The organism is Pseudonocardia benzenivorans CB1190, from assembly GCF_000196675.2.
Lineage (GTDB): Bacteria > Actinomycetota > Actinomycetes > Mycobacteriales > Pseudonocardiaceae > Pseudonocardia > Pseudonocardia benzenivorans.
Genome location: NC_015312.1, coordinates 4,406,771 through 4,428,675 on the forward strand (window position 1 = coordinate 4,406,771; position 21,905 = coordinate 4,428,675).

Here is a 21,905-nt window from a genome sequence, read left to right on the forward strand (position 1 = left end):
GGCGCTCACACGACAAAGGTGAGAGACCATTACTCGCCAGTAGGGTCCACGTACAGACGGCGTCCGGGTGAGTCCGGCGCGAATTCCCGCGGGTCTCGGCTCGATTTGCCCGAATCGTCCAATTACGCCGACCGGCGGGCCACCCGCTCGCCGACCCGGGAACGTTTCGCCACCGCCACCCGGGGTAGCCATTGTGACCTGAACGGCCCAGGGACCGCGAGCGTCCCGGGCCGTCCCGACGTCGTGAGGAGCGATGGTGGACACGTCCAGGAAGCTGCAGGTGTCGAGGGTGATCGACGCGCCCGCGGACGCGATCTTCGCGCTGCTGGCAGACCCGGGCAGGCACGCCGATCTCGACGACGCCGGCATGGTGCGAGGTGTCGACGGCGACTGCGTGCCGCTGGGTGGCATCGGCCAGGTGTTCACGATGAACATGCACCAGGACTCGCTGGGCGACTACCGCATGGTCAACACGGTGACCGCGTACCAGCCCACGAGTCGGATCGGCTGGGCCCCGGCGATCGACCCGACGTGCGAGCTGGCGTCGAAGGTCGGCGACATGACGCTGGGCGGTCACACCTTCACCTACGACCTCGCCGAGGTCGACGGCGGTACGAGGGTCACCGAGACCTACGAGTGGATGAGCGTCCACGACGAGAAGTTCCTCGAGTCGTTCCCGCTCGTCTCGGAGAAGGACCTCAAGGGCACCCTCGACCGGATCGCCACGGCCGTCTCGTGAGATCACCGCGGGCGGCCTGCCCCACCCCGCGCGTGGGGCCCGCCCGGCGGTCAGCGGGCCGGTGCGGGCCGGCTCACCCGGCCATGGTGAGCCCGCCGCTGACGCTGAGCACCTGGCCGGTGACATAGGACGCGGCGTCGGAGGCGAAGAACAGCACCGCGTCGGCGACCTCCTCCGGCTTCGCGAGCCGGCGGAACGGGATCGCCCTGATCAGGGCTTCCTTGAGCCGTTCGTCCTGGGCGGCGAACAGCGGTGTGTCGGTCGGCCCGGGGCACACGACGTTGACGTTGATCGCGTGGCGCGCCATCTCGCGGGCGAGCGACTTGCTCATCGCGATCACGCCGCCCTTGGCTCCCGCGTAGATCGTCTCCCCCGAGCTGCCGACGCGCCCCGCGTCGCTCGCGACGTTGACGACCTTGCCGCCCTCCCCCGCCTCGACCATACCCGGGAGGAACGCCCGGCACATGTGGACCTGGCCGAGGTAGTTGATGCCGACGACCTTGTCCGCGAAGTCGGGCGTCGAGTCGAGGAACTTGCCCGTCCGGTCCCAGCCGGCGCAGTTGACCAGCACGTTCGTGGTGCCGATGTCGGTGGCGACCTGACCGGCGAGCGCCGTCACCGAGTCCGGGTCGGCGACGTCGACGGCCAGTGGGGTGATGCCGTCGACCTCGCGGGACACGGCGGTGGCGCCGTCGAGGTCGAGGTCGGCGGCGACGACCCGCGCCCCGGTGCGGGCCAGTCCGAGCGCGACGGCCCGGCCGATCCCCGACGCCGCCCCGGTGACGACCGCGATCCTGTCCGTCATGAGCCCACTTCCCCGTTCCCGGGCGAGGCGGCCGGCCTCTCCCGCAGCTTGAACTTCTGGATCTTCCCGGTCGGCGTGCGCGGCAACGCGTCGATCAGCTCGAGGCGTTCCGGCAGGTAGTTGGCGGCGGTGCCCTGCGCGCGCAGGTGCCCGGTGAGTTCGTCGAGCGTGGGCGCGGCACCGGGGGCAGGGACAACGAACGCGCACGCCCGCTCCCCCAGCCGCTCGTCGGGCATCGCGACGAGCGCGACCTCCGCCACCGCCGGGTGCGCGTAGAGCAGGTTCTCGATCTCCACGACGGGGACGTTCTCGCCCCCGCGGATGATGATGTCCTTGGAGCGCCCGGTGATCCGCAGGTAGCCGTCGGCGTCGACCCGCGCGAGGTCACCGGTGTCGAACCACCCCTCGTCGTCGAGCCCCCGCAGCTCCGGGCGGTGCAGGTAGCCGCCGAACAGGCTCGCGGCGCGCACGAGCAGCCGACCCTCCTCGTCGGGGGCCGCTTCGTTCCCGCCGGTGCCGACGATCTTCAGCCACACACCGGGCAGCGGATGGCCGTCGGTCTCGAACACGCGGGAGTCGGGGTCGTCGGGGCCGGTGATCGTCACCGCTCCCATCTCGCTCATCCCCCACCCGGAGCTGATCCGCGCGGACAGCGCCGTCGTGGCGCGGCGGACGAGCTCGCGCGGGACGGGCGCGCCGGCGCACAGGAACAGCCGGAACGTCGTGAACGCCTCGGGGTCCGCCTCGGCCTGCGCGGTGAGGTCGGACAGGAACGGCGTCGACGCCATCGTGAACGTGACGCCCTCGGTCCGCACGATCTCCGTCGCCCGGGCGGGTTTCCAGACGTCCTGCAGGACGGCGGTCTGGCCACGCAGGATCGGCATCATCAGCCCGTACAGGAAGCCGGTCTGGTGCGCGAGGGGCGAGGCCATGAGCACGACGTCGTCGCCGGTGAGGCCGAGCCGGTCGGCGAAGTCGCGGACGTTGCACAGCGCCACGTCGGGTGTGATCAACACGCCTTTGGGCTCGCCCGTCGTGCCCGAGGTGTAGGCGAGCTGCACGACGTCGCCGGGGCCGGGGGCGCGGCGGGCGAACTCGGTGCGGTCGGCGTCGGTCGGGGCGCGGCCGAGGAGCAGCCCGTCGAACGTCCCGCCACCGCCGGGCCGGACGGACACGATGTGCCGCAACGCCGGCAGCGCCGGTTGCAGCTGCCGGGCGAGGGCGCCGTGGTCGAACCCGTTGAACGTCTCCGGGACGACGAACACCGCCGACTCGGCGAGTCCGAGCATGAACTCGAGCTCGCGACGCCGGAAGATCGGCATCAGCGCGTTGGTGACGGCACCGACCCGCAGGCAGCCGAGGTGCAGCGCGGCGAGCTCCCACCAGTTGGGCAGCTGCGCGGCGACGACGCGGCCCGGTTCGACGCCGAGGTCGAGCAGGCCCGCCGCGATGCGGTCCGCGGCGTCGAGCAGCTCGCGATACGTGACCGAGAACCGTTGCGGCGCATCGCCCGCACCGGCGACGTGGCCGATGATCGCGGGTTTGTCGGGGTGGGCGGCGACGGCCTCGTCGAGATGGTCGAGCAGGGTGCGCCCGGGCCAGTACGGCGCCATCTCGGCGCGGTAGGCCGCGTCGAAATCGGTGGTGAGGGTCGTGACAGTCATCGTCGACTCCCGTCCTCGGGTCCGATCCCGGTCAGAGCGAGCTCGTCATACGCTCCCGCACCCGGGCCAGCCTGCGGAACTGCTCCAGCGGATCCGACGCCGCCGGCATCAGTACGAATCCCTCGACCCCGGCGGCGACGAGCTCGTCGAGCCCCTTCGCGACGTGGTCCGTGTCGCCGACGAGCACCCACCGCTCGAGCCGCTCGACCGGCAGCCCGTACTGCCCGTTCACGAACCCGGCGACCTCGGCCCGGCCCGTCTCCAGCCCGCCCGGGCCGTCGGTGACGTGCACGAACACCATCAGCAGGGGCGTCGGCGAGGGCCGCGCGTACTCCGCGGCGAGCTCGTCGAGCCGTGCGCGCACCCCGGCGACGCGACCGGCCGACATCCACACGCCCAGCCAGCCGTCGCCGCGCCGTGCGGCCCGGCGCAGTGCCGCCTCCGACCGGCCGCCGACGACCAGCGGGGGCATCGCGGACGGAGCGGGTTCGAGCGCGGGCGAGCGCGTCGGCAGCAGCGGGCCCGGATGGTCGACCGCCTCGCCGCGCAGCAGCGCCGTCACCATGTCGAGACCCTCGTCGAGCCGGGCGCCACGCCGTGCGGTCGACACCCCGGCGGCCTCGAACTCCGCCGGGTTCTCCCCGCCCACCCCGACGCCGAACAGCAGCCGGCCGGGGGCGAGGGCGTCGATCGAGGCGAGCTGCTTGGCCGTCCACACCGCGTTGCGCATCGGCAGCAGCAGCACACCCGTCCCGAGGACGAGGCGTTCGGTGCGGACGGCTGCGGCGGTGAGCGCGGTCAGGGCGTCGAGCAGCGGGGGGTGGAAGCTCAGGTGGTCGCCGACCCAGCCGGAGTCGAACCCGAGCTCCTCGGCCAGGACGGCGCCCTCGACGACCGGCGTCCGGCCCCTGCGGAAGGGGTCGAAGCTCGGCAGCATGACCCCGAACCCCGCATCCGACGGCTGGACCACGCGCGCCTCCCGCTCTCGCCCGGCCACCGCCCGTTGACGGCCGACCCGGATTGAACGTAGCTTCATTGTCAAGAGAAGACCCGTTCAACGACGTCCCGGGAGGCCGCGTGCCGGACCTCGCAGGCGAGCGGCCGGCGGCCGAGGAGCAGGTCCGCCGCGACATCCGCGACGTCCGGGCCCGCTGGCGCACCCGCCAGGTCCTCGACGCCGCGGTCAGGTTGATCAACACCGGCGGCCTGCACGGCATGTCGATGCAGGCGCTGGCCAAGGAGGCGCAGATCAGCGTCGGCCTCATCTACAGCTACTTCGGCGGCAAGGAGGACGTCGTCGTCGCGGTGGTGGCCGACCTGGCCGAGCAGATTCGCCGGGAGGTCGACGACCGCATCGCCGCCGCCGGGGCCGACCCCGTCGAGCGGCTCGCCGCGGGGTTCGCCGGCTACTGCGTGGCGATGGACTCCCACCGCAACGCCGGGCTGCTGACCTACCGGCAGTCCGCCGAGCTCGGCCCCGCCGCCCGCGAACGGCTCAAGGAGGCCGAGCGCCGGACGTTCGCGCCGCTGACCGCCGTGGTCGAGGAGGCCGCCGCCGCCGGGCTGCTCGCCGACGGCGTCTCCCCCGAGGTGCTCGTCTTCGACCTGACGGTGCTCGCCCAGGTCTGGGCGCTCAAACACTGGCACTTCCCCGAGGGCTACGGCGTCGAACGGTTCGTCGCGGACCAGGTCGCGACGCTCGTCCGGCCCGCCCTCACCCCGACCCCGCACGAAGGGAACAGCGCGTGACGCCCACCGACTTCGAGGACGTCCTCTACCGCGTCGAGGACACGACGGCCGTCGTGACGATCAACCGGCCGAAGCGCTACAACGCGTTCCGCGGCAGGACCGTCGAGGAGCTGATCTCCGCGCTGCGCACGGCGTGGGCCGACAGGGCGGTGCGGGTCGTCGTGCTCACCGGGGCGGGCGACAAGGCGTTCTGCACCGGCGGCGACGTCAAGCAGCGCGCCGAGACCGGCGACTACGGCCCCACCGAGAGCGGGCTGTTCGAGATCGACGCGCTGCACAAGCTCATCCGCGACATCCCCAAACCCGTCATCGCGGCGGTCAACGGCCTCGCGATCGGCGGCGGCCACGTGCTGCACGTGCTGTGCGACCTCTCGATCGCCGCGGACACCGCCCGGTTCGGGCAGGCCGGACCGCGTGTGGGGTCGTTCGACGCCGGGTTCGGCACCACCTACCTCGCGCGCGTCGTCGGTGAGAAACGGGCGCGCGAGATCTGGTACCTGTGCCGTCAGTACGACGCGGCGACCGCCGAACGGTGGGGTCTGGTCAATGCGGTCGTCCCGGCCGCCGACCTGATGGCCGAGGCGCTGAGCTGGGCCGCCGACATCGGGCGGATGAGCCCGACGGCCATCACCTTCCTCAAGCACTCGTTCAACACCGACACCGAGCACCAGGCGGGACTGGCGAACGTCGCGTCGGCCGGACTCGCGCTGTTCGTCGAGTCCGAGGAGGGCAGGGAGGGCGCCCGGGCCTTCGCCGAGAAGCGGCCGCCGGACTTCAGCGGCTACGCGGTCCGCTAGGAGGGACGCCGTGGACTTCGGGCTCAGCGCCGAGCAGGAGGCCTTCCGTCAGGAGGTGCGGGCGTTCGCGACGGCGAGACTCGCCCCGCACTACCGTGCCGACGACCTCGCCGGATCGCTGCGGCCCTCGCTGGCGGGCGAGCTCGGCGCCATGGGCCTGACCGGCCTGCGGGCGCCCGAGCGCTTCGGCGGCCAGGACGCCGACGCCGTCACGACCGGGCTGGTGGCCGAGGAGGTCTCGCGGGCCGACTTCAACGCGTGCTACCTGGTGCTCAACTCGGCACTCGTCACCGACATCCTGCTGGCGGGCGCGACCGAGGAGCAACTGGCCGGGTGGCTGCCGCCGATCGCGTCGGGAGAGCACGTCCCGGCGCTCTGCCTGACGGAGCCGGGCCACGGCTCCGACGCCGCGCACCTGCAGCTGCGCGCCGAGCCCGACGGCGACGGATGGCGGCTCTTCGGCGAGAAGACCTCGATCTCGCTGGGGATGTACGCCCACGTCGGGGCGGTGTTCGCGCGCACCGGCGGCGAGGGGGCGCGGGGCGTGTCGGCGTTCATGGTCGATCTGTCCGACCCCGACCCCGACCTGGCCCGCAGCCCGCTCGACGACCACGGCAGCCGCGCGATCGGCCGGGCGAGCCTGTACTTCGACGGCGTGCGCGTGGGCCGCGACCAGCTCGTCGGCGGCGAGGGCGAGGGCTTCGTGTCGGTGATGCGCGGCTTCGACTACTCGCGCGCGGTCATCGGGCTGATGTGCCTGGGCATCGCCTCCGCCGCGCTCGACGACGCCTTCGCCTACGCCCGCGAGCGCGAGGCGTTCGGGCAGCCGATCGGGCGGTTCCAGGGGCTCGCGTTCCCGCTGGTGGAGTGCGCGACGCAGCTGCGCGCCGCACGGCACCTCTGTTACGAGGCCCTGGCCCTCAAGGACGCCGGCGAGGACCCGGCCGTCCCGGCGAACATGGCCAAGTGGTGGGCACCCAAGCTGGCCGCCGACATCGTCCACCAGTCGCTGCTGACCTTCGGGCACGCGGCCTGGTCGACCGACAACCCGCAGGGGCAGCGGCTGCGCGACGTCATCGGCCTCGAGATCGGTGACGGAACCGCCCAGATCGCGAAGCTCGTGGTCGCCCGTCACCTGTTGGGGAGGGCGTATGCGCCATGACACGTGGGGGGACTCTGGCATGTGGGCCGGTCGCCATGGGTACCCTGCCGTATGTCCACATCGCACGCCGCCGAGCCGACCCCGACACCGGTGACGGACGGTACCCCGCCCCCCGCAGCGTCGCCCGCCCACGCGCGCGGCGGTTCCGTCGGCGGCCCGGGCTGGGCGGTCGACTCGCACGACGGCCAGAGCACCCTCAAGCTGCACGCCGCGATCTCGGTGATGGCCACGATCCTGTGCCTGTTCGTGGCCGTCGTCTTCGTCTACCTCGAGACGATCGCCGCGGCGATCGTCTTCGCCGTCATCGCGCTGATCTGCATCGGCATCTTCGTGGGGTGCCGCGCGCGGCTGGCGAAGGTGCGCAGGAGCGGCTCCGGGCACGGCTGAGGCGCCCGGAGCCGGCCGGTCCGGCGGTACGTCCCGGTCAGTGCGTCCCGGTCAGTGCGTCCCAGTCAGTGCGTCCCGGTCAGTACGTCTTCGCGCTGTTCCAGCCGCCGTCGACGAACAGGGTCGTCCCGTTGACGTAGTCCGACTCGGGGCCGCACAGGAACGCGACGGGCCCGGCGATCTCCTCCGGCTGGGCCCACCGCTTCATCGGGGCGTTGCGCTCGATCGACTCCCGCATGGCGGGCGACTCGAAGTACGCGCGCGTCATCGGCGTCTCGACGACACCGGGGCCGATGGCGTTGCACCAGATGCCGCGAGCGGCGAACTCCAGCGTGATCGTCTTGGTGAGCATGATGATCCCGGCCTTGGCGACGCAGTAGGCCGAACGGTCGGCGAAGGCCAGCTCCCCGGTGATCGACGCGATGTTCACGATCTTGCCGCGGCCCTGCTCGATCATGCCGGGGATCGCCGCGCGCGAGAGCACGAACGGCGCGGTGAGGTCGACGTCGAGGGTGTGGCGCCACTCCTTCGGCGTGAGGTCGAGGATCGGGGCGATCTGGCGGACGCCGGCGTTGTTGACGAGGACGTCGAGGCCGCCGAGCTGCGCGCGGACCCGGCCGGGGAGCGCCTCGGTCTGCTCGTCGTCGGAGAGGTCGACGACGAACGTGGCCGCCTGCTCCCCGAACTCGGCCGCGGCATCGGCCAGGCTCGCCTCGTCGAGGTCGACCAGTGCCAGCCGCGCCCCCGCGGCGTGCAACCGTCGAGAGATCGCCCGGCCGAGCCCGCCCGCCGCGCCGGTCACCACCGCGACCTTGTCGCGCAGCACGTCGGGGCCCGGGGCCGCCCTGTCGGCCACGGTCTCACCAGAAGGGGTCATCGTCGTCCGCTCCGTTCGTCGTGAGGGTTGCGACGACGATCGTGACGGATCTTCGGTGCGGCCGCCCGGCTCAGTGGTTGCGCAGGGCGTCGACGAGCTCCTTCTTGCTCATCGACGACCGGCCGTCGATGCCGACCTTCTTCGCGCGGTCGTAGAGCTCGCCCTTGGTCATGTCCTCGTAGCTGCCCGACCTGCCCCCGCGCGAGGACACCTTCTTGCGGCCCTCGTTCGCCGAGGCGTTCGCGATCCGCGCAGCCTTCTCCTTCGAGGCGCCCTGCTTGCGGATCTCCTCGTAGGTCTTCTCGTCCTTGATGCTCGAGTTCGGCATGCTCCTGACGTGCCCGGATCGCCACCCGACGAAACGCGCGACGTCCGTCAGCGACGCTCGCGCGCCCACTCCCGCAGCACGGCGGCGCGGATCTTCGTACCGTTGGTGCCCGACGTCGTCGGCATCGCGTCGACGACGTGGACGGACTCCGGCACCTTGAAGTGCGCCAGCCCCTGGGCACACCAGGCGCGCAGCGCGGCCGCGTCGGGCGCCGCCCCGTCCGCGGCCGTCACGAACGCGACCGCGACCGTCGCGCCGTCGTCCGCGGTGACGCCGACGACCTTGGCGATCCCGACGTCCGGGTGCGCGCCGAGCCGGTTCTCGATCTCCGCGGGGTCGACGAGGAACCCGCGCAGCCGCAGCGCGTCGCCCATCCGGCAGACGTAGACGAAGGCGCCGTCGTCGACCAGCACGCCGAGGTCGCCGGAGCCGAACCAGCCGTCGGCGGTGCGCGACGCGGCGGCCCGCTCGGGCTCACCCAGGTACGCGTCGACGACGCACGGGCCGCGGAACTGCAGCTCGCCCTCGACCCCGTGGGCGACGGGCTCCCCCGTCGCCGGGTCGACGGTCCGCACCTCCGTCGCCGGGTCGACGACGCGTCCGCCACCGAACCAGCGTCCCGGCGCCGGCTCCGCGTCCGGCCACATCGTGAGCAGGGCGAACAGCTCCGACGCGCCGTACACGCCGGTCGTGCGGACGCCGAGCTCGTCGGCCGCCCACCGGGCCAGCTCCCGCATCCTGCCCTGGAAGTCCGCCGCGCCCCACCACCGCCAGCTCCGCAGGTCACGCGGCCGGGCCTGCTGCGCCGCCCGGAGCCGGATCACCATGTCGTCGCCGGCAGGCACGTGCGTGACCCCGTGCTCGGCCATCAGGTCGAGCACCTCGTCGGGGTCGAACACCGGGACGAACAGGCAACGGCCGCCGGCTGCGAGCGTCGCGGTCGCCGCGTTGAACCCGTACACGCCCGACAGCGGCAGCGCGCACAGCATCGTGTCGGCCTCGCCGAGGCCCCCCATCGCGGCGGCGTCGGCGACGGCCTGCCGGAGCACCGCGGACCCGCTGTGCGCGGCGAGCTTGGGCATCCCGGTCGAGCCGGACGTGGTGAAGGCGACGACCGGCGCGGCCGGGTCGGACGGCGCCGGCTCCGGGGCCGGGCCCGTCGGGTCCGGGGCCCAGGACCCGCCGCCGACGTCGGCAGCGCCCGGATCGGGCGCCGGCTCGCCCGGCCCGGCGACGAGCACCACGGCGGGAGCCGGGGCGTCGATCGCGCTCAGCGCCTCGCGCAGCCTCCCGAGCAGGTCGAGGCCGTGGAACGCGTGCGCGAGGACGACGAGGACCGGTCGCGCCCGCTCCAGGACGTGGCCGACCTCGTCGACGTTGTAGCGGGTGTTGACCCCGATGACGTGCGCGCCGCGGGCCGCGACGGCGAACTGCCAGGCCAACGCGTCGGACCAGTTGGGGAGCCAGACCGCGACGCAGTCGCCCGGCCCGACCCCGCGCTCGGCGAGCCCGGCGGCGAGCCGGCAGGTGCGCCGCCACAGCTCACCGCGGGTGACGGGGACGGTCGTGCCGGCCGCGGTGCGGTCGAGCACCACCACCGCCCCGGGGTCGCGACGGGCGAGATCGCCGAGCAGCGCGGGGAGGTCGGCCGGCGCGGCGGGCGGGGCCGGGTGCGGCGCCACCGGGTGCGGAGCCGGTGGCCCCGCGTCGGTGCTGATCTCCTGAGCGCTGATCTCCTCGGTACTGAAATCCTGAGCGCAGATCTCCTCGGGCACCCGGCGAACCTACCTCCGCCAAATCCCGCGCGGTGCCGTCCGCGCGGGTGCCTGGGGGCGTCCGGCGGATCACTCGCCGCGGTCTCGGCAACGGCGATCCGTCGGACCGTCTAGGCCCAGGCGCCGCGCTCGTACTGCACGGGATAGGGAGCCTGCGCCGCCGGGACGCCGAGCTCGTGCGCGGCCCGCAACGGCCAGGCCGGCTCACGCAGCGCGGCCCGGGCGAGCAGCACGACGTCCGCCGCGCCGTCGTCGAGGACCCGCTGGGCATGCCCCGGTTCGGTGATGAGCCCGACCGCGCCGGTCGCGATGCCGGCCTTCGCCCGGACCTGCGCGGCGAAGGGCACCTGGTAGCCCGGCCCGAGGTCGATCTGCTGCCGCGGGTCGAGGCCGCCGGAGCTGACGTCGACGAGATCGACGCCGTGCTCGACGAGCAGCCCGGAGACCTCACAGGTCTCCTCGACGCTCCAGCCGCCGTCGACCCAGTCCGTCGCCGAGAGCCGCACGAGGACGGGCTTGCGCTCGGGGACGACCCCGCGGACCGCGTCGACGACCTCGAGCAGCAGCCGGACCCGGTTCTCGAAGGAGCCGCCGTAGGCGTCGTCGCGGCGGTTGGCCAGCGGCGAGAGGAACTGGTGGAGCAGGTAGCCGTGCGCGCCGTGCAGCTCGACGGTGTCGAACCCGGCGGCGTCGGCGCGGGCCGCAGCGGCCGCGAAGGCGTCGACGACCCCACGCAGCCCGGCCGCGTCCAACGCCAGGGGCTCGGCCAACCGGCCGAACGCGGTGGCCGACGGGCCGACCGACGGCCAGCCGCCCTCGTCGGCCGGGACGGTCCCGCCGCCTCGCCAGGGCGCCTCGATCGAGGCCTTGCGTCCCGCGTGCGCCAGCTGGACGCCCGCGGCCGCACCCTGGGCGTGGAGGAACCCGACGATGCGCTCCCACGCCTGTGCCTGCGCGTCGTCCCAGATGCCGACGTCCTGCGGGCTGATCCGACCCTCGGGCAGCACCGCGGCCGCCTCGGTGAGCACCAGGCCGAAGCCGCCCGTCGCACGCGAACCCAGGTGGACCAGGTGCCAGTCCGTCGGCACCCCGTCGCGGGCGTCCACGGCGTACTGACACATCGGGGCGAGCCAGATCCGGTTGCGGACGGTGAGCCCGCGCAGCGTGATCGGGTCGAACAGGGCCGGCATGCAGCGCTCCTCACGACATGGCCACCCGCGTGGCCCACCACGCTGATCAACGGCCGGATGTCGCCGGGGCATCGCACGGCGTGATCGACGTCTCTCGCAGCTGCCTCTCGCAGCACGCCCACGCACGGCGACGGCCGGCCCCCGGAGTTCGGGGACCGGCCGTCGCCGGTCAGTCGGTCACGCGGCTCTGCCGCGCGTCAGAACCAGACTTTTCGACCACCGACCGGACGGCCGACGCTGCCCAGCACGAGCAGGACGATGCCGATCAGCAGCAGCAGGCCGCCGATGTAGTAGAGCACCGGGATCCCGACGATCAGACCGATGACCAGGAGTATCAGCCCGAGGATGATCATTGGCGTTCCTTTCCGAAGGGGGCCCTTCCGGGAGGAAGGGTCGAAAAGCTGGCCGAGAATGCACCGCAGGCCCGTCTTCGAAACCTACGAATGTGATTTCACTCCGTTCGTCGCAGTGCGCGCCGCCGGTTCCCCGAATGCCGGTCACCCGTGCGGACGTGTACCGCCCCGGCCCGCCCGAATGGTGTTCCGCCCGATGGTGTTCCGGAGGCGGAGGTTTGACGTCGGGGAAAACGGTGACCCGGGTATGAGCCCCGTTCCGACCCCGAGGAGACGACGCTGTGACCCACGCGCGGCCCACCCCGACGACGACCGATGCGGGCATCCCCGTGGAGAGCGACGAGCACTCGCTCACCGTCGGTGCCGGCGGCCCGATCCTGTTGCAGGACAGCTATCTCATCGAGCAGATGGCTCAGTTCAACCGGGAGCGCATCCCGGAGCGTCAGCCGCACGCCAAGGGCAGCGGCGCGTTCGGCCGCTTCGAGGTGACGGCCGACGTGTCACGCTGGACGAAGGCCGCGGTCTTCCGGCCCGGGACGACGACCGAGCTCGGCGTCCGGTTCTCGACCGTCGCCGGCGAGCGCGGCAGCCCCGACACCTGGCGGGATCCGCGCGGGTTCGCGGTGAAGTTCTACACGTCCGAAGGCAACTACGACATGGTCGGCAACAACACGCCGGTCTTCTTCGTCAAGGACCCGATGAAGTTCCAGCACTTCATCCGGTCCCAGAAGCGCCGTGCCGACAACAACCTGCGCGACCACGACATGCAGTGGGACTTCTGGACCCTCTCGCCCGAGTCGGCGCACCAGGTCACGTGGCTGATGGGCGACCGCGGCATCCCGCGCACGTGGCGGCACATGAACGGCTACACCAGCCACACCTACATGTGGATCAACGAGGCCGGCGAGCAGTCCTGGGTGAAGTACCACTTCAAGACCGACCAGGGCGTCGAGTTCTTCACCCAGCACGAGGCCGACCAGATGGCCGCGGCCGACACGGACTACCACACGCGGGACCTCTTCGAGCACATCCGCGACGGCGACTTCCCGTCGTGGACGCTGTACGTGCAGGTGATGCCGTACGCGGACGCGAAGGACTACCGCTTCAACCCGTTCGACCTGACGAAGGTGTGGCCGCACGGCGACTACCCGCTGCACGAGGTGGGGCGGATGACGTTGGACCGCAACCCCACCGACAACCACACCGAGATCGAACAGCTGGCGTTCCAGCCCAACAACCTCGTGCCGGGCATCGGGCCGAGCCCGGACCGGATGCTGCTCGCCCGGCTGTTCTCCTACGCCGACGCCCACCGGCACCGCCTCGGCGGCAACTACCAGCAGATCCCGGTGAACGCCCCGGTCTGTCCCGTGCACTCCTACTCGAAGGACGGGGCGATGCGGATGACCAAGGTCTCCGACCCCGTCTACGCCCCGAACTCCTACGGCGGCCCGGCCGCCGACACCACCCAGCACGTCCCGACCTGGCATGCGGACGGCGACATCATGCGCAGCGCCTACGTCGACCACGCGGAGGACGACGACTGGGGCCAGGCCGGCACGCTCGTGCGGGAGGTGCTCGACGACGACGCCCGCGGCCGCCTCGTCGACAACGTCGTGGGGCACCTGCTCAACGGCGTCAGCGCACCCGTGCTCGAGCGGGCGTTCGAGTACTGGCGCAACGTCGACAAGGACCTCGGCGGGCGCATCGAGGCCGGGGTTCGGGAGAAGGCCGCGCAGCCGGACCCGAAGGCGGGCGAGCAGGGCAACCCGGCCAGGGAGAGCATGCAGGCCAAGGCCTGACGTACGACGCCCGCGCCGGCGTGCGGGTCAGCCCACGCCGGCGCGCATGGCGGCGTGCCGCTCCTTGAGGCCGTGGTCCTTGTTGACGGGGTTCTGCGCCTCGTCGGGCTCGACGCCCGCGGCCGAGGCGATCGCGTTCATCTCCGAGAGCATCCGCACGACGTGCGCGATCCGCGCCTCGGCCGCGTCGACGGGCTGGCTGCCGGCGAGCATCTCGATCGTCCGGTCGGCCCAGATGACCTCGGCGTGCATGCCCGCGGCCTGCAGGACCGCGCGCATCCGCTCGGCCAGCGCCCGCGGCGGCAGCCCCGCCCAGGCGTGCACGGCGCGCGCGTCGAACGGGAACAGGCGGTCGCGGTCGCGCAGGTAGATCAGCTCGAGGGCGTACCCGTGCCCGTACGCGCAGTAGACGCAGCCGTTGAGCAGGGAGACGACCAGCGCCGCGAGATGGGTCCGGGCGGGGCCCAGTACGTGCAGCGTCGTCAGGTAACGCGGCATGTTCGCGGCGAACCAGCGCAGCGAACCGGCGGCCCCTTTGTGCGCCACGATGTGCGGGATCATGCGCGGGGCGAAGCCCCACATCCGTCTGCATCCCCACTCGAGCAGACCGGTGACGATCCGGTCGACCGCACGGCCGCCCATGGTCAGCTCCTTGCTCTCCGTGAGGAGGAGATTACTCGCCGGTCGCGCGGAAGTGGCACGTCTTGCCCGATCTGCCGGAATCCGTCCGACCACGATGCGCTGAACGGCACGCGTCGCTGTCGTCCGGACGGAGGACGCAGTGCGGCTCCGTCCACCGGGCGGTCCGCAGCGCCGGGCGGCACGATCAGGGCGGCCGGCCGCGAACCGTGCGGTGCCGTCGGGACCGCCCGGGCGGGCGGGCGGCGGTCAGTCCAGCAGCTCCGACACCTGGTCGGCCGCCTGCACCGCCAGCCCGCCGATCCGCTCGACGTCGTCGGGGTCGAAACGCACGCTCGGGATCGACACCGCGAACGCGGCGACGGGCCGCCCGGCCGGGCCGGTGATCGCCGCCGCGACAGCGGCCACGTGCGGTCGCCACCAGCTCGCGACGTTGACCGCGAAGCCGCGTGCGCGGGTGGCGTCGATCTCGGCACGCAGCGCGTCACCGTCGACGATCGTCGTCTCGGTGAAGGCCTCCAGACCGGCGGCCACGACGTCGTCGATCTCGGCGTCGGGCAGCCCGGCGAGGATCGCGAGGCCGCTCGCCGTGCCGTGCAGGGGCGCGACGGTGCCGAGCTCGACGTAGGTGCGCAGCGTCCGGGTGCCGTCGCGGCGGGCGACGATGAGCAGGCCGTCGCCGTCCCGGACGGCGAGGTGCACCGTCTCGTTGAGCTCCTTGGACAGCTCCCGCATGACGGGCAGCGCCGCCTCGCGCAGCCCGCCCTCGCCCGCCGCGCGCAGCCCGATGCCCACGGGCTTGGCGGTGAGGCCCCAGCGGGCGCGTGTGGTGTCGACGACCCGCAGCCAGCCGGCCTGCTGCAGCGTGACCAGGCAGCGCTGGACCGAGCTCTTGGGCATCTCGGTCGCGCGGGCGATCTCCGAGACACCGACGGGCTGGCGGCGGGCGACCTCCTCGAGGACGCGCAACGTGCTCAGCGCGCTCTGGATGCCGCCCGAGTCCCCTGACACCGCTCCCGTCCCGTCCGTCCGTGCCGCGCAGCGGCTCGTCGTTGCCGCCGTCACTGCCGCCCCACCTTGACGGGGGTCGACCAGGCTGCCGAGAATCGTACGCACTGTCGATACGACGTTCCATGGTACGGAACACCGTGGGACGAGGGAAGGGGCACCGTGGCCGTCCGCCGGAGATACCGGAGCGTCCTGTTCGTGCCGGCCGACCGGACCGACCGCGTGCAGTCCGCGCCTCGCCGCGGCGCCGACGCCGTCGTCGCCGACCTCGAGGACGCCGTGGCCCCCGACGCCAAGCCCGCCGCCCGCGAGGGTCTCGTGGAGCTGTTGCGCGACAGCCGGATCGACGGCCGCGTCATGGTGCGGGTCAACGCCGCCGACACGCCCTGGTTCGCCGACGACGTCGCCGCGCTCGCGCCCGTCCTCGGCGCGCTGGAGGCGCTGGTCCTGCCCAAGGCCTCGCCCGCGGCCGCAGCCGAGCTCGACAGGGTGCTCACCACCCACTCCGCTCCCGACGGCCTGCAGGTGCTCGCGATCGCCGAGACCGCCGCGGGGATCCTCGACGCCCGCGCGACGGGGGCCGCGTCGGCCCGGGTCACGACGATGATGTTCGGCGTCGCCGACCTGTCCGCCGAGCTGGGCGTCACCGTCACCGCGGAGGGATCCGAGCTGGCGCACGCCCGGGCACACCTGGTCCTCGCGTCGGCGGCCGCAGGCCTCCTGCCCCCGCTCGACGGTCCCTACCTCACCCTCGACGACCCCGAGGGCCTCGCCCGGTCCGTCCGCACCGCCCGCGAGCTGGGCTTCGGCGGCAAGGCCACGATCCACCCCGCGCAGATCCCCGCGGTCCACGCGGAGTTCACCCCCGACGCGCGGGCCCTCGCCCGGGCCCGGGAGATCGTCGCGGCCCACGAGGCCGCACAGTCGTCCGGGTCGGGCGTGGCCCGGCTCGCCGACGGCACGTTCATCGACGAGCCCGTCGCGCGCCGGGCGCGGGACCTGCTCGTGGGACAGGAGGCAGACACGTGACCACCCGGCTCACCCCCGCCCTCGCGGAGTTCGTCGCCGACCCCGGCCGGCACGCGGGCGACGACGTCGCCACCCTCGTCACGACGGCTGTCCTCGACACCGTCGGATGTGCGCTCGCCGCCACCGCGGAGCCGGCCGTGACGCGGCTGCGCACCGCCGTCGCGCCCGACGGGCCGCTGCCCGAGGGACCGTGCACGGTGCTCGTCGACGGCTCCCGCACCGACGCGCCCACCGCCGCCCTGCTCAACGGCACCGCAGGCCACGCGCTCGACTTCGACGACGTCGACGACGCCCTCACGGGCCACCCGAGCACGGTCCTCGTCCCGGCCGTGCTGGCCGTCGCCGAGCAGGTGGGCGCCGACGGGGCGACGGTCGTCGAGGCGTTCTGGCGCGGGCTCGTCGTCGAACGGGCGCTGGCCGCGGGCGTCGGGATCGGCGGCCACTACGCCCGCGGCTGGCACTCCACGGCGACGCTCGGCGTCGTCGGCGCCGCGGCGGCCGCCGCCGTGCTGCTGGGCCTCGACGCCGACGCCACCCGGCACGCGCTGGGCATCTCCGCGTCCCGGGCCGCGGGCAGCAGGCGCAACTTCGGGTCGATGACCAAGCCGCTGCACGCCGGTGTCGCGGCCTCGGACGCGGTGCTCGCCGCCCGGCTCGCCGCCGCGGGCTTCACCGCCGACGCCGACCAGCTCGACAGCCCGTTCGGCTACCTCGCGCTGTTCTCCGGCGAGACCGGGGACCCGGGCACGACCGACCTGGCGGCGGCCGCGGCCCGCGCGCTCGCCGTCGTCGCCGACCCCGGTCCGGCGGCACTGAACGTCAAGCTGCACCCCTGCTGCTACGCCACCCACGCGCCCGCCGACGCCGCGCTCGACCTCGCCGGGCGCGGGGTCGTCGCGGCCGAGATCGACACGGTCTCGGTGCGCGTGCCGCCGGGTGGGCTGCGCCCGCTCATCACCCGGGCGCCGCGCACGGAGCTGGAGGGCAAGTTCTCGATGGGCTACGTCGTCTCCGCGTGCCTGCACGACGGCGCGCTGCGGCTCGCCAGCTTCACCGACGAGGCCGTCACCCGCCCCGCCGTCGCGGACCTCGCGGCCCGTGTCGGGTCGACGGAGACGTTGCCCCACAAGGAGTCCACCGGCGGTGGCGCCGCAGACGGGCTCGAGTTCAGCGCGGAGGTCACCGTCCGCACCCGCGACGGCGCCGAGCACACCGCACACTGTCCGGCGCCGCTCGGGCACGCCACCCGTCCCGCCGGCGCGCAGGCGTTGCGCGCCAAGTTCGACGACTGCCTCGCCCGTGGCGGGCACAGCGCCGACGCCGACGCCGTGTGGGAGCGGCTGTCCGGACTGGGCGAGCTCGACCGCGTCAGCCTGGCCGCCCGGGTCGGCTCGTGACGCCACGCCCGCTCGACGGCGTCACCGTCGTCACCGTGGAGCAGGCGGTCGCGGCCCCCTTCGCGACGCGCCAGCTGGCCGACCTCGGCGCGCGCGTCGTCAAGATCGAACGGCCCGGTGGCGGGGACTTCGCGCGCGGCTACGACCGCACCGTCAACGGGACGTCGAGCGTGTTCCTGTGGCTCAACCGGGGCAAGGAGTCGCTCTCCCTCGACCTCAAGGCCGCGGCGGGGCGCGACGTCCTGGAACGGCTGCTGGCCGGTGCCGACGTGTTCGTGCAGAATCTCTCCCCCGCCGCCGCGGCGCGGGCCGGGCTGGACCCGGCCGCGGTCCGGGCCCGGCACCCGCGGGTGATCGCCTGCGGGGTGTCCGGGTACGGCACCGGCGGCCCGATGCGCGACGCCAAGGCCTACGACCTGCTCGTCCAGGGCGAGACCGGGATCATCTCCATCAACGGCGACCCCGCCGCGATGGCGAAGGTGGGCATCTCGATCGCGGACATCTCCGCCGGCATGTACACCTACAGCGCGGTCCTCGCGGCCCTCGTGCACCGCGACCGCACGGGCGAGGCGCTGCCGGTCGAGGTGTCGTTGTTCGACTCGCTGGCCGAGTGGCTGGCCTACCCGCTCTACTACACGCTCTACGGCGGGACCGCGCCCGCGCGGATGGGCACGACGCACCCGACGATCGCCCCCTACGGCGCGTTCCCGACCGCGGACGGCACCCCGGTGCTCGTCGCCGTGCAGAACGACCGCGAATGGCGGCGGCTGTGCGAGGTCGTGCTCGGCGACCCCGCCCGCGCCGACGACCCGCTCTTCGCCACCAACCACGACCGCATCGCCCACCGCACCGCGCTGGACTCGCTCGTCGGCGCCCGGCTGGCCGCGCTGCCCACGGCGCAGGCGCAGGCGCTGCTCGACGAGGCGGGGATCGCGCAGGCCCGGATCAACGACATCGCCGACCTGCCCACCCACCCGCAGCTCGTCGAACGCGACCGCTGGGTCGACACCCCGACCCCCACCGGCCCGGCCCGCACCCTCTACCCGCCGGGCCTGCCCGGCGACGGGCGGGCCCCCCTCGGGGCGGTGCCCGCCGTCGGCGAGCACACCGACGCCGTGCTGCGCGGCATCGGCCTGTCCCCCGACGACATCGCCGCCCTGCGCGCCGACGGCGTCGTCTGACACCCACCCCGGATGCCGGACCGAAAGGACTGCACCGCCATGACCGACTCCGAGGTCCGCCGCGACCTGCGCTCCCTGATCGACCGGGTGTGCGCCGACCACCCCGACGCCTACTGGCGCGAGCTCGAGCAGACCCACTCCTACCCGGAGGCGTTCGTCGACGCGCTGACGACGACGGGCGTCCTCGGCGCGCTGGTCCCCGAGGAGCACGGCGGGCTCGGGCTGGGCGTCGGCGACGCGTCGGTCATCGTCGAGCAGATCAACCGCAACGGCGGCAACGCCGCGGCCGTGCACGCCCAGCTCTACACGATGGGCGCGGTGCTGCGGCACGGCAGCCCCGAGCAGCGCGAACGCTACCTGCCCGGCATCGCGTCCGGCGACATCCGGCTGCAGGCCTTCGGCGTCACGGAGCCCACGGCGGGCACCGACACGACGAAGATCCGCACGTTCGCCCGCCGTGACGGGGACTCCTACGTCGTCAACGGGCAGAAGGTGTGGACGTCGCGGGTCCAGCACTCCGACCTCATGCTGCTGCTCGCCCGCACCACCCCGCTCGACCAGGTGGAGAAGAAGTCGCAGGGCATGTCGATGTTCCTGATCGACCTGCGCGAGGTCGAGGGCATCACCGTCAACCCGATCCGCACCATGGTCAACCACGAGACCAACGAGGTGTTCTTCGACGACGTCCGCATCCCGGCCTCGGCCCTGGTCGGCGAGGAGGGCAAGGGCTTCCGCTACATCCTGGACGGGATGAACGCCGAGCGCGTCCTCGTCGCGGCGGAGTGCATCGGCGACGGGCGCTGGTTCGTCGAGCGGGCCTCGCGCTACGCGTGCGAGCGCGTCGTGTTCGACCGGCCCATCGGGCAGAACCAGGGGATCCAGTTCCCCATCGCCCGCGCGCACGTGCACGTCGAGTCGGCCGACCTGATGCGCTGGCGCGCCGCCGACCTCTTCGACGCCGACCAGCCGTGCGGCGCCGAGGCCAACATGGCCAAGCTGCTGGCCGCCGACGCGTCCTGGGAAGCCGCCAACGCGTGCCTGCAGACCCACGGCGGCTTCGGGATGGCCGCGGAGTACGACGTCGAGCGCAAGTTCCGCGAGACGCGGCTCTACCAGATCGCGCCGATCTCCACGAACCTCATCCTCGCCCACATCGGACAGCACGTCCTGGGCATGCCGCGCTCGTTCTGACCGGCTCGTGTCCCCACCACCCCCGCCCGAGGAGGCTCCCCATGACCGTGCACCACACCTCGACCGGCCACTTCTTCGAGGACTTCGTCCCCGGCGACGTCTACGAGCACGGCGTCGGCCGCACGATCACCACCACCGACAACATCTGGTTCACGCTGCTCACCCAGAACACCGCGGCCGCGCACCTCGACCACGCCTACGCCGCCCGGACGGAGTTCGGCAAGCCGCTGGTCAACTCCACGCTGACGTTCGCGCTGGTCAACGGGCAGAGCGTGCGCGACATCTCGCACAACGTCATCGCCAACCTCGGCTGGGACGACGTGAAGATCCCCAACCCGGTCTTCGAGGGCGACACCGTCTACTCGCGCACCGAGATCCTCGAGAAGCGCGAGTCGCGGTCGCGCCCGCACGCGGGGCTGCTCACGGTCCGCACCGAGGGCTTCAACCAGGACGGCACGACGATCATGACGTTCCGCCGGACCGTGATGGTCTACAAGCGGGGGCAGCGGCCGAGCACCGCGGGCGACGCCGGCTCGGAGGGCACGAGCTGACGGTCGCGGGCCTGCGCGGCCCGTCGCCGCCCGCGCCGACCGCCCGCACCGCACCGCCGCCCGGTACGGTCCGCGCGTCGGCCGTCGAGGAGGACCCATGATCTCCGGACTGCACACGATCGTCTATGCGCAGGACGCCGCGCGGGCCCGCGAGTTCCTGCGCGACGTGCTCGGCCTCGGATGGGTCGACGCGGGCGACGGATGGCTCGTCTTCGCCGCCCCGCCGACCGAGGTGGCCGTCCACCCCACCGACGCCGCGAGCAGTGGGCGCGCGGAGCTGTACCTGATGTGCGACGACGTCACCGCGACGGTGGCCGCGCTGACCTCGAAGGGCGTCGAGTTCACCTCGCCCGTCGCCGACCGCGGCTGGGGCCTCGTGACGTCGCTGCGCGTCCCCGGCGCAGGCGAGATCGGCCTGTACGAGCCACGCCACCCGACCGCACTCTGATGTCTGAGCCGGCCTAGGCGCCGCGGGCCTCGCGGACCAGCCGGCGGGCCTCGCGGATCTCCGGCGGCGCCGGGACCTCCGGCAGCAGTTGCGTCCCGGTCCTGACCACGCGCAGCAGGGCCGCGGTCACCAGGTCGGTCGTCGGCAGTCCGGGCAGGCCGTAGATCCGCCGGGCCCAGCGGGGCAGGGTGGCGACCGCCAGCGTCGACACCGTCGAGATGGCCGCCTTGGTCCAGCGCGGCGCCTCACCGCGCGGCGCCAGCAGGTTCGCGACGCCGCGGGTGGCCTCCTCGGTGAGCCGCAGCTGCGGGCGGACGGCGGTGAAGTAGTCGTCGAGCTCCGCGCGCGAGCGCGGCGCGACGGCGGGGTCGATGCCGATCACCTCGGCCGCGCGGACGCTCTCGGCGATGTAGGCGTCGACGCCCGCGGTGTCGACGATCCCGGCCCGGCGGGCGATGTCGACGTAGGAGTCGATCTCCGCGCAGTGCACCCACAGCAGGCCCGCGGGCGCGTCGACCCGGAAGGTGCGGCCGGTGTCGGGGTCGAACCCGGTCAGCGAGGCGTGCAGCCGCCGCACCCGCGCCGCGGCCGCCTCGACCTCGTCGGTGCTGCCGAACGTGCGGGTACCGACGAACTCGACGGTCCGCTGGAACCGCGGATAGGCCTTCTTCGGGTCGAAGAGCGCCGAGTTCTGCCACGTCGCGCGCATCACGTGCGGGTGCAGCGACTGCAGCAGCAACGCCCGCATCCCGGCCACCCACATGACGGGTTCCAGGTGCACCCGCCAGGTCACCGAGGCGGGGCCGAACAGCCCGTGGTCCACACGTTCCAGCATG

At 73.3% G+C, this 21,905-nt stretch carries 23 protein-coding genes; 12 read left to right on the forward strand and 11 right to left on the reverse strand.

Annotation, left to right across the window (positions count from 1 at the left end; all coding sequences use genetic code 11):
• Window positions 1-256: 256 nt before the first annotated feature.
• Window positions 257-739, forward strand: a complete 483-nt coding sequence (locus tag PSED_RS20575; protein ID WP_013676172.1) for an SRPBCC family protein — start codon at window positions 257-259, stop codon at window positions 737-739.
• A gap of 73 nt (window positions 740-812) precedes the next feature.
• On the opposite strand, the gene PSED_RS20580 is transcribed toward PSED_RS20575, so the two are convergent.
• Genes PSED_RS20580 through PSED_RS20590 form a run of 3 tightly spaced genes read right to left on the reverse strand, consistent with a single transcriptional unit; the run spans window position 813 to window position 4,178 of the window.
• Entirely contained in the window at window positions 813-1,544 is a 732-nt protein-coding gene (locus PSED_RS20580) for an SDR family NAD(P)-dependent oxidoreductase (protein ID WP_013676173.1), read from the reverse strand.
• Window positions 1,541-3,208, reverse strand: a complete 1,668-nt coding sequence (locus tag PSED_RS20585) for an AMP-binding protein (protein ID WP_013676174.1) — start codon at window positions 3,206-3,208, stop codon at window positions 1,541-1,543. The genes PSED_RS20580 and PSED_RS20585 overlap by 4 nt, the downstream gene beginning before the upstream one ends.
• 31 nt (window positions 3,209-3,239) lie before the next feature.
• Complete coding sequence (locus PSED_RS20590) at window positions 3,240-4,178, reverse strand: LLM class flavin-dependent oxidoreductase (RefSeq protein WP_013676175.1); 939 nt, start codon at window positions 4,176-4,178, stop codon at window positions 3,240-3,242.
• A gap of 107 nt (window positions 4,179-4,285) precedes the next feature.
• Between PSED_RS20590 and PSED_RS20595 the strand changes: the two genes are divergently transcribed.
• The 4 genes from PSED_RS20595 (at window position 4,286) to PSED_RS20610 (ending at window position 7,303) form a co-directional block, all read left to right on the forward strand.
• On the forward strand, window positions 4,286-4,957 hold the full coding sequence (locus tag PSED_RS20595) for a TetR/AcrR family transcriptional regulator (protein ID WP_013676176.1): 672 nt from the start codon (window positions 4,286-4,288) through the stop codon (window positions 4,955-4,957).
• The gene (locus PSED_RS20600; protein WP_013676177.1) at window positions 4,954-5,754 is read left to right on the forward strand and encodes an enoyl-CoA hydratase-related protein; all 801 of its coding nucleotides are present in this window, start codon (window positions 4,954-4,956) and stop codon (window positions 5,752-5,754) included. Before PSED_RS20595 ends, PSED_RS20600 begins: the two co-directional genes overlap by 4 nt.
• 10 nt (window positions 5,755-5,764) lie before the next feature.
• Window positions 5,765-6,916 carry an acyl-CoA dehydrogenase family protein gene (locus PSED_RS20605; RefSeq protein WP_013676178.1) on the forward strand — a complete coding sequence of 384 codons (1,152 nt, stop codon included), beginning with the start codon at window positions 5,765-5,767 and terminating at the stop codon, window positions 6,914-6,916.
• 90 nt (window positions 6,917-7,006) lie between these two features.
• A complete protein-coding gene (locus PSED_RS20610; RefSeq protein WP_041759916.1) occupies window positions 7,007-7,303 on the forward strand; it encodes a hypothetical protein in 297 nt (98 codons plus the stop codon).
• 79 nt (window positions 7,304-7,382) lie between these two features.
• Here the strand turns inward: PSED_RS20610 and PSED_RS20615 are convergent, their stop codons facing one another.
• The 5 genes from PSED_RS20615 to PSED_RS20635 all read right to left on the reverse strand — a co-directional run bounded on the left by PSED_RS20615 (window position 7,383) and on the right by PSED_RS20635 (window position 11,826).
• The gene (locus PSED_RS20615; RefSeq protein WP_013676180.1) at window positions 7,383-8,180 is read right to left on the reverse strand and encodes an SDR family NAD(P)-dependent oxidoreductase; all 798 of its coding nucleotides are present in this window, start codon (window positions 8,178-8,180) and stop codon (window positions 7,383-7,385) included.
• Window positions 8,181-8,250: 70 nt separating this feature from the next.
• A complete protein-coding gene (locus PSED_RS20620; RefSeq protein WP_013676181.1) occupies window positions 8,251-8,508 on the reverse strand; it encodes a DUF7218 family protein in 258 nt (85 codons plus the stop codon).
• 47 nt (window positions 8,509-8,555) lie between these two features.
• The gene (locus PSED_RS20625; protein WP_013676182.1) at window positions 8,556-10,283 is read right to left on the reverse strand and encodes an AMP-binding protein; all 1,728 of its coding nucleotides are present in this window, start codon (window positions 10,281-10,283) and stop codon (window positions 8,556-8,558) included.
• Between the two features lie 110 nt (window positions 10,284-10,393).
• Entirely contained in the window at window positions 10,394-11,473 is a 1,080-nt protein-coding gene (locus tag PSED_RS20630; RefSeq protein ID WP_013676183.1) for an NADH:flavin oxidoreductase/NADH oxidase, read from the reverse strand.
• A gap of 197 nt (window positions 11,474-11,670) precedes the next feature.
• Window positions 11,671-11,826: a hypothetical protein gene (locus PSED_RS20635; protein ID WP_013676184.1), complete on the reverse strand. Its 156-nt coding sequence runs from the start codon at window positions 11,824-11,826 to the stop codon at window positions 11,671-11,673.
• Window positions 11,827-12,107: 281 nt separating this feature from the next.
• Between PSED_RS20635 and PSED_RS20640 the strand changes: the two genes are divergently transcribed.
• A complete protein-coding gene (locus PSED_RS20640) occupies window positions 12,108-13,625 on the forward strand; it encodes a catalase (protein ID WP_013676185.1) in 1,518 nt (505 codons plus the stop codon).
• Window positions 13,626-13,652: 27 nt separating this feature from the next.
• On the opposite strand, the gene PSED_RS20645 is transcribed toward PSED_RS20640, so the two are convergent.
• Complete coding sequence (locus PSED_RS20645; protein WP_013676186.1) at window positions 13,653-14,267, reverse strand: carboxymuconolactone decarboxylase family protein; 615 nt, start codon at window positions 14,265-14,267, stop codon at window positions 13,653-13,655.
• Window positions 14,268-14,513: 246 nt separating this feature from the next.
• Entirely contained in the window at window positions 14,514-15,275 is a 762-nt protein-coding gene (locus PSED_RS20650) for an IclR family transcriptional regulator (RefSeq protein WP_013676187.1), read from the reverse strand.
• Window positions 15,276-15,434: 159 nt separating this feature from the next.
• Between PSED_RS20650 and PSED_RS20655 the strand changes: the two genes are divergently transcribed.
• The 6 genes from PSED_RS20655 (at window position 15,435) to PSED_RS20680 (ending at window position 21,069) form a co-directional block, all read left to right on the forward strand.
• A complete protein-coding gene (locus tag PSED_RS20655; protein WP_013676188.1) occupies window positions 15,435-16,301 on the forward strand; it encodes an HpcH/HpaI aldolase/citrate lyase family protein in 867 nt (288 codons plus the stop codon).
• A complete protein-coding gene (locus PSED_RS20660) occupies window positions 16,298-17,698 on the forward strand; it encodes an MmgE/PrpD family protein (protein ID WP_013676189.1) in 1,401 nt (466 codons plus the stop codon). Before PSED_RS20655 ends, PSED_RS20660 begins: the two co-directional genes overlap by 4 nt.
• Window positions 17,695-18,879: a CaiB/BaiF CoA transferase family protein gene (locus PSED_RS20665; protein WP_013676190.1), complete on the forward strand. Its 1,185-nt coding sequence runs from the start codon at window positions 17,695-17,697 to the stop codon at window positions 18,877-18,879. The genes PSED_RS20660 and PSED_RS20665 overlap by 4 nt, the downstream gene beginning before the upstream one ends.
• 39 nt (window positions 18,880-18,918) lie before the next feature.
• Window positions 18,919-20,070: an acyl-CoA dehydrogenase family protein gene (locus tag PSED_RS20670; protein WP_013676191.1), complete on the forward strand. Its 1,152-nt coding sequence runs from the start codon at window positions 18,919-18,921 to the stop codon at window positions 20,068-20,070.
• Window positions 20,071-20,111: 41 nt separating this feature from the next.
• Window positions 20,112-20,621, forward strand: coding sequence for a MaoC family dehydratase (locus PSED_RS20675; RefSeq protein ID WP_013676192.1), 510 nt, complete (start codon window positions 20,112-20,114; stop codon window positions 20,619-20,621).
• Between the two features lie 97 nt (window positions 20,622-20,718).
• On the forward strand, window positions 20,719-21,069 hold the full coding sequence (locus PSED_RS20680; RefSeq protein ID WP_013676193.1) for a VOC family protein: 351 nt from the start codon (window positions 20,719-20,721) through the stop codon (window positions 21,067-21,069).
• A 13-nt stretch (window positions 21,070-21,082) separates the two neighbouring features.
• On the opposite strand, the gene PSED_RS20685 is transcribed toward PSED_RS20680, so the two are convergent.
• Window positions 21,083-21,904 carry an oxygenase MpaB family protein gene (locus tag PSED_RS20685; RefSeq protein ID WP_013676194.1) on the reverse strand — a complete coding sequence of 274 codons (822 nt, stop codon included), beginning with the start codon at window positions 21,902-21,904 and terminating at the stop codon, window positions 21,083-21,085.
• Window position 21,905 lies beyond the last annotated feature (1 nt).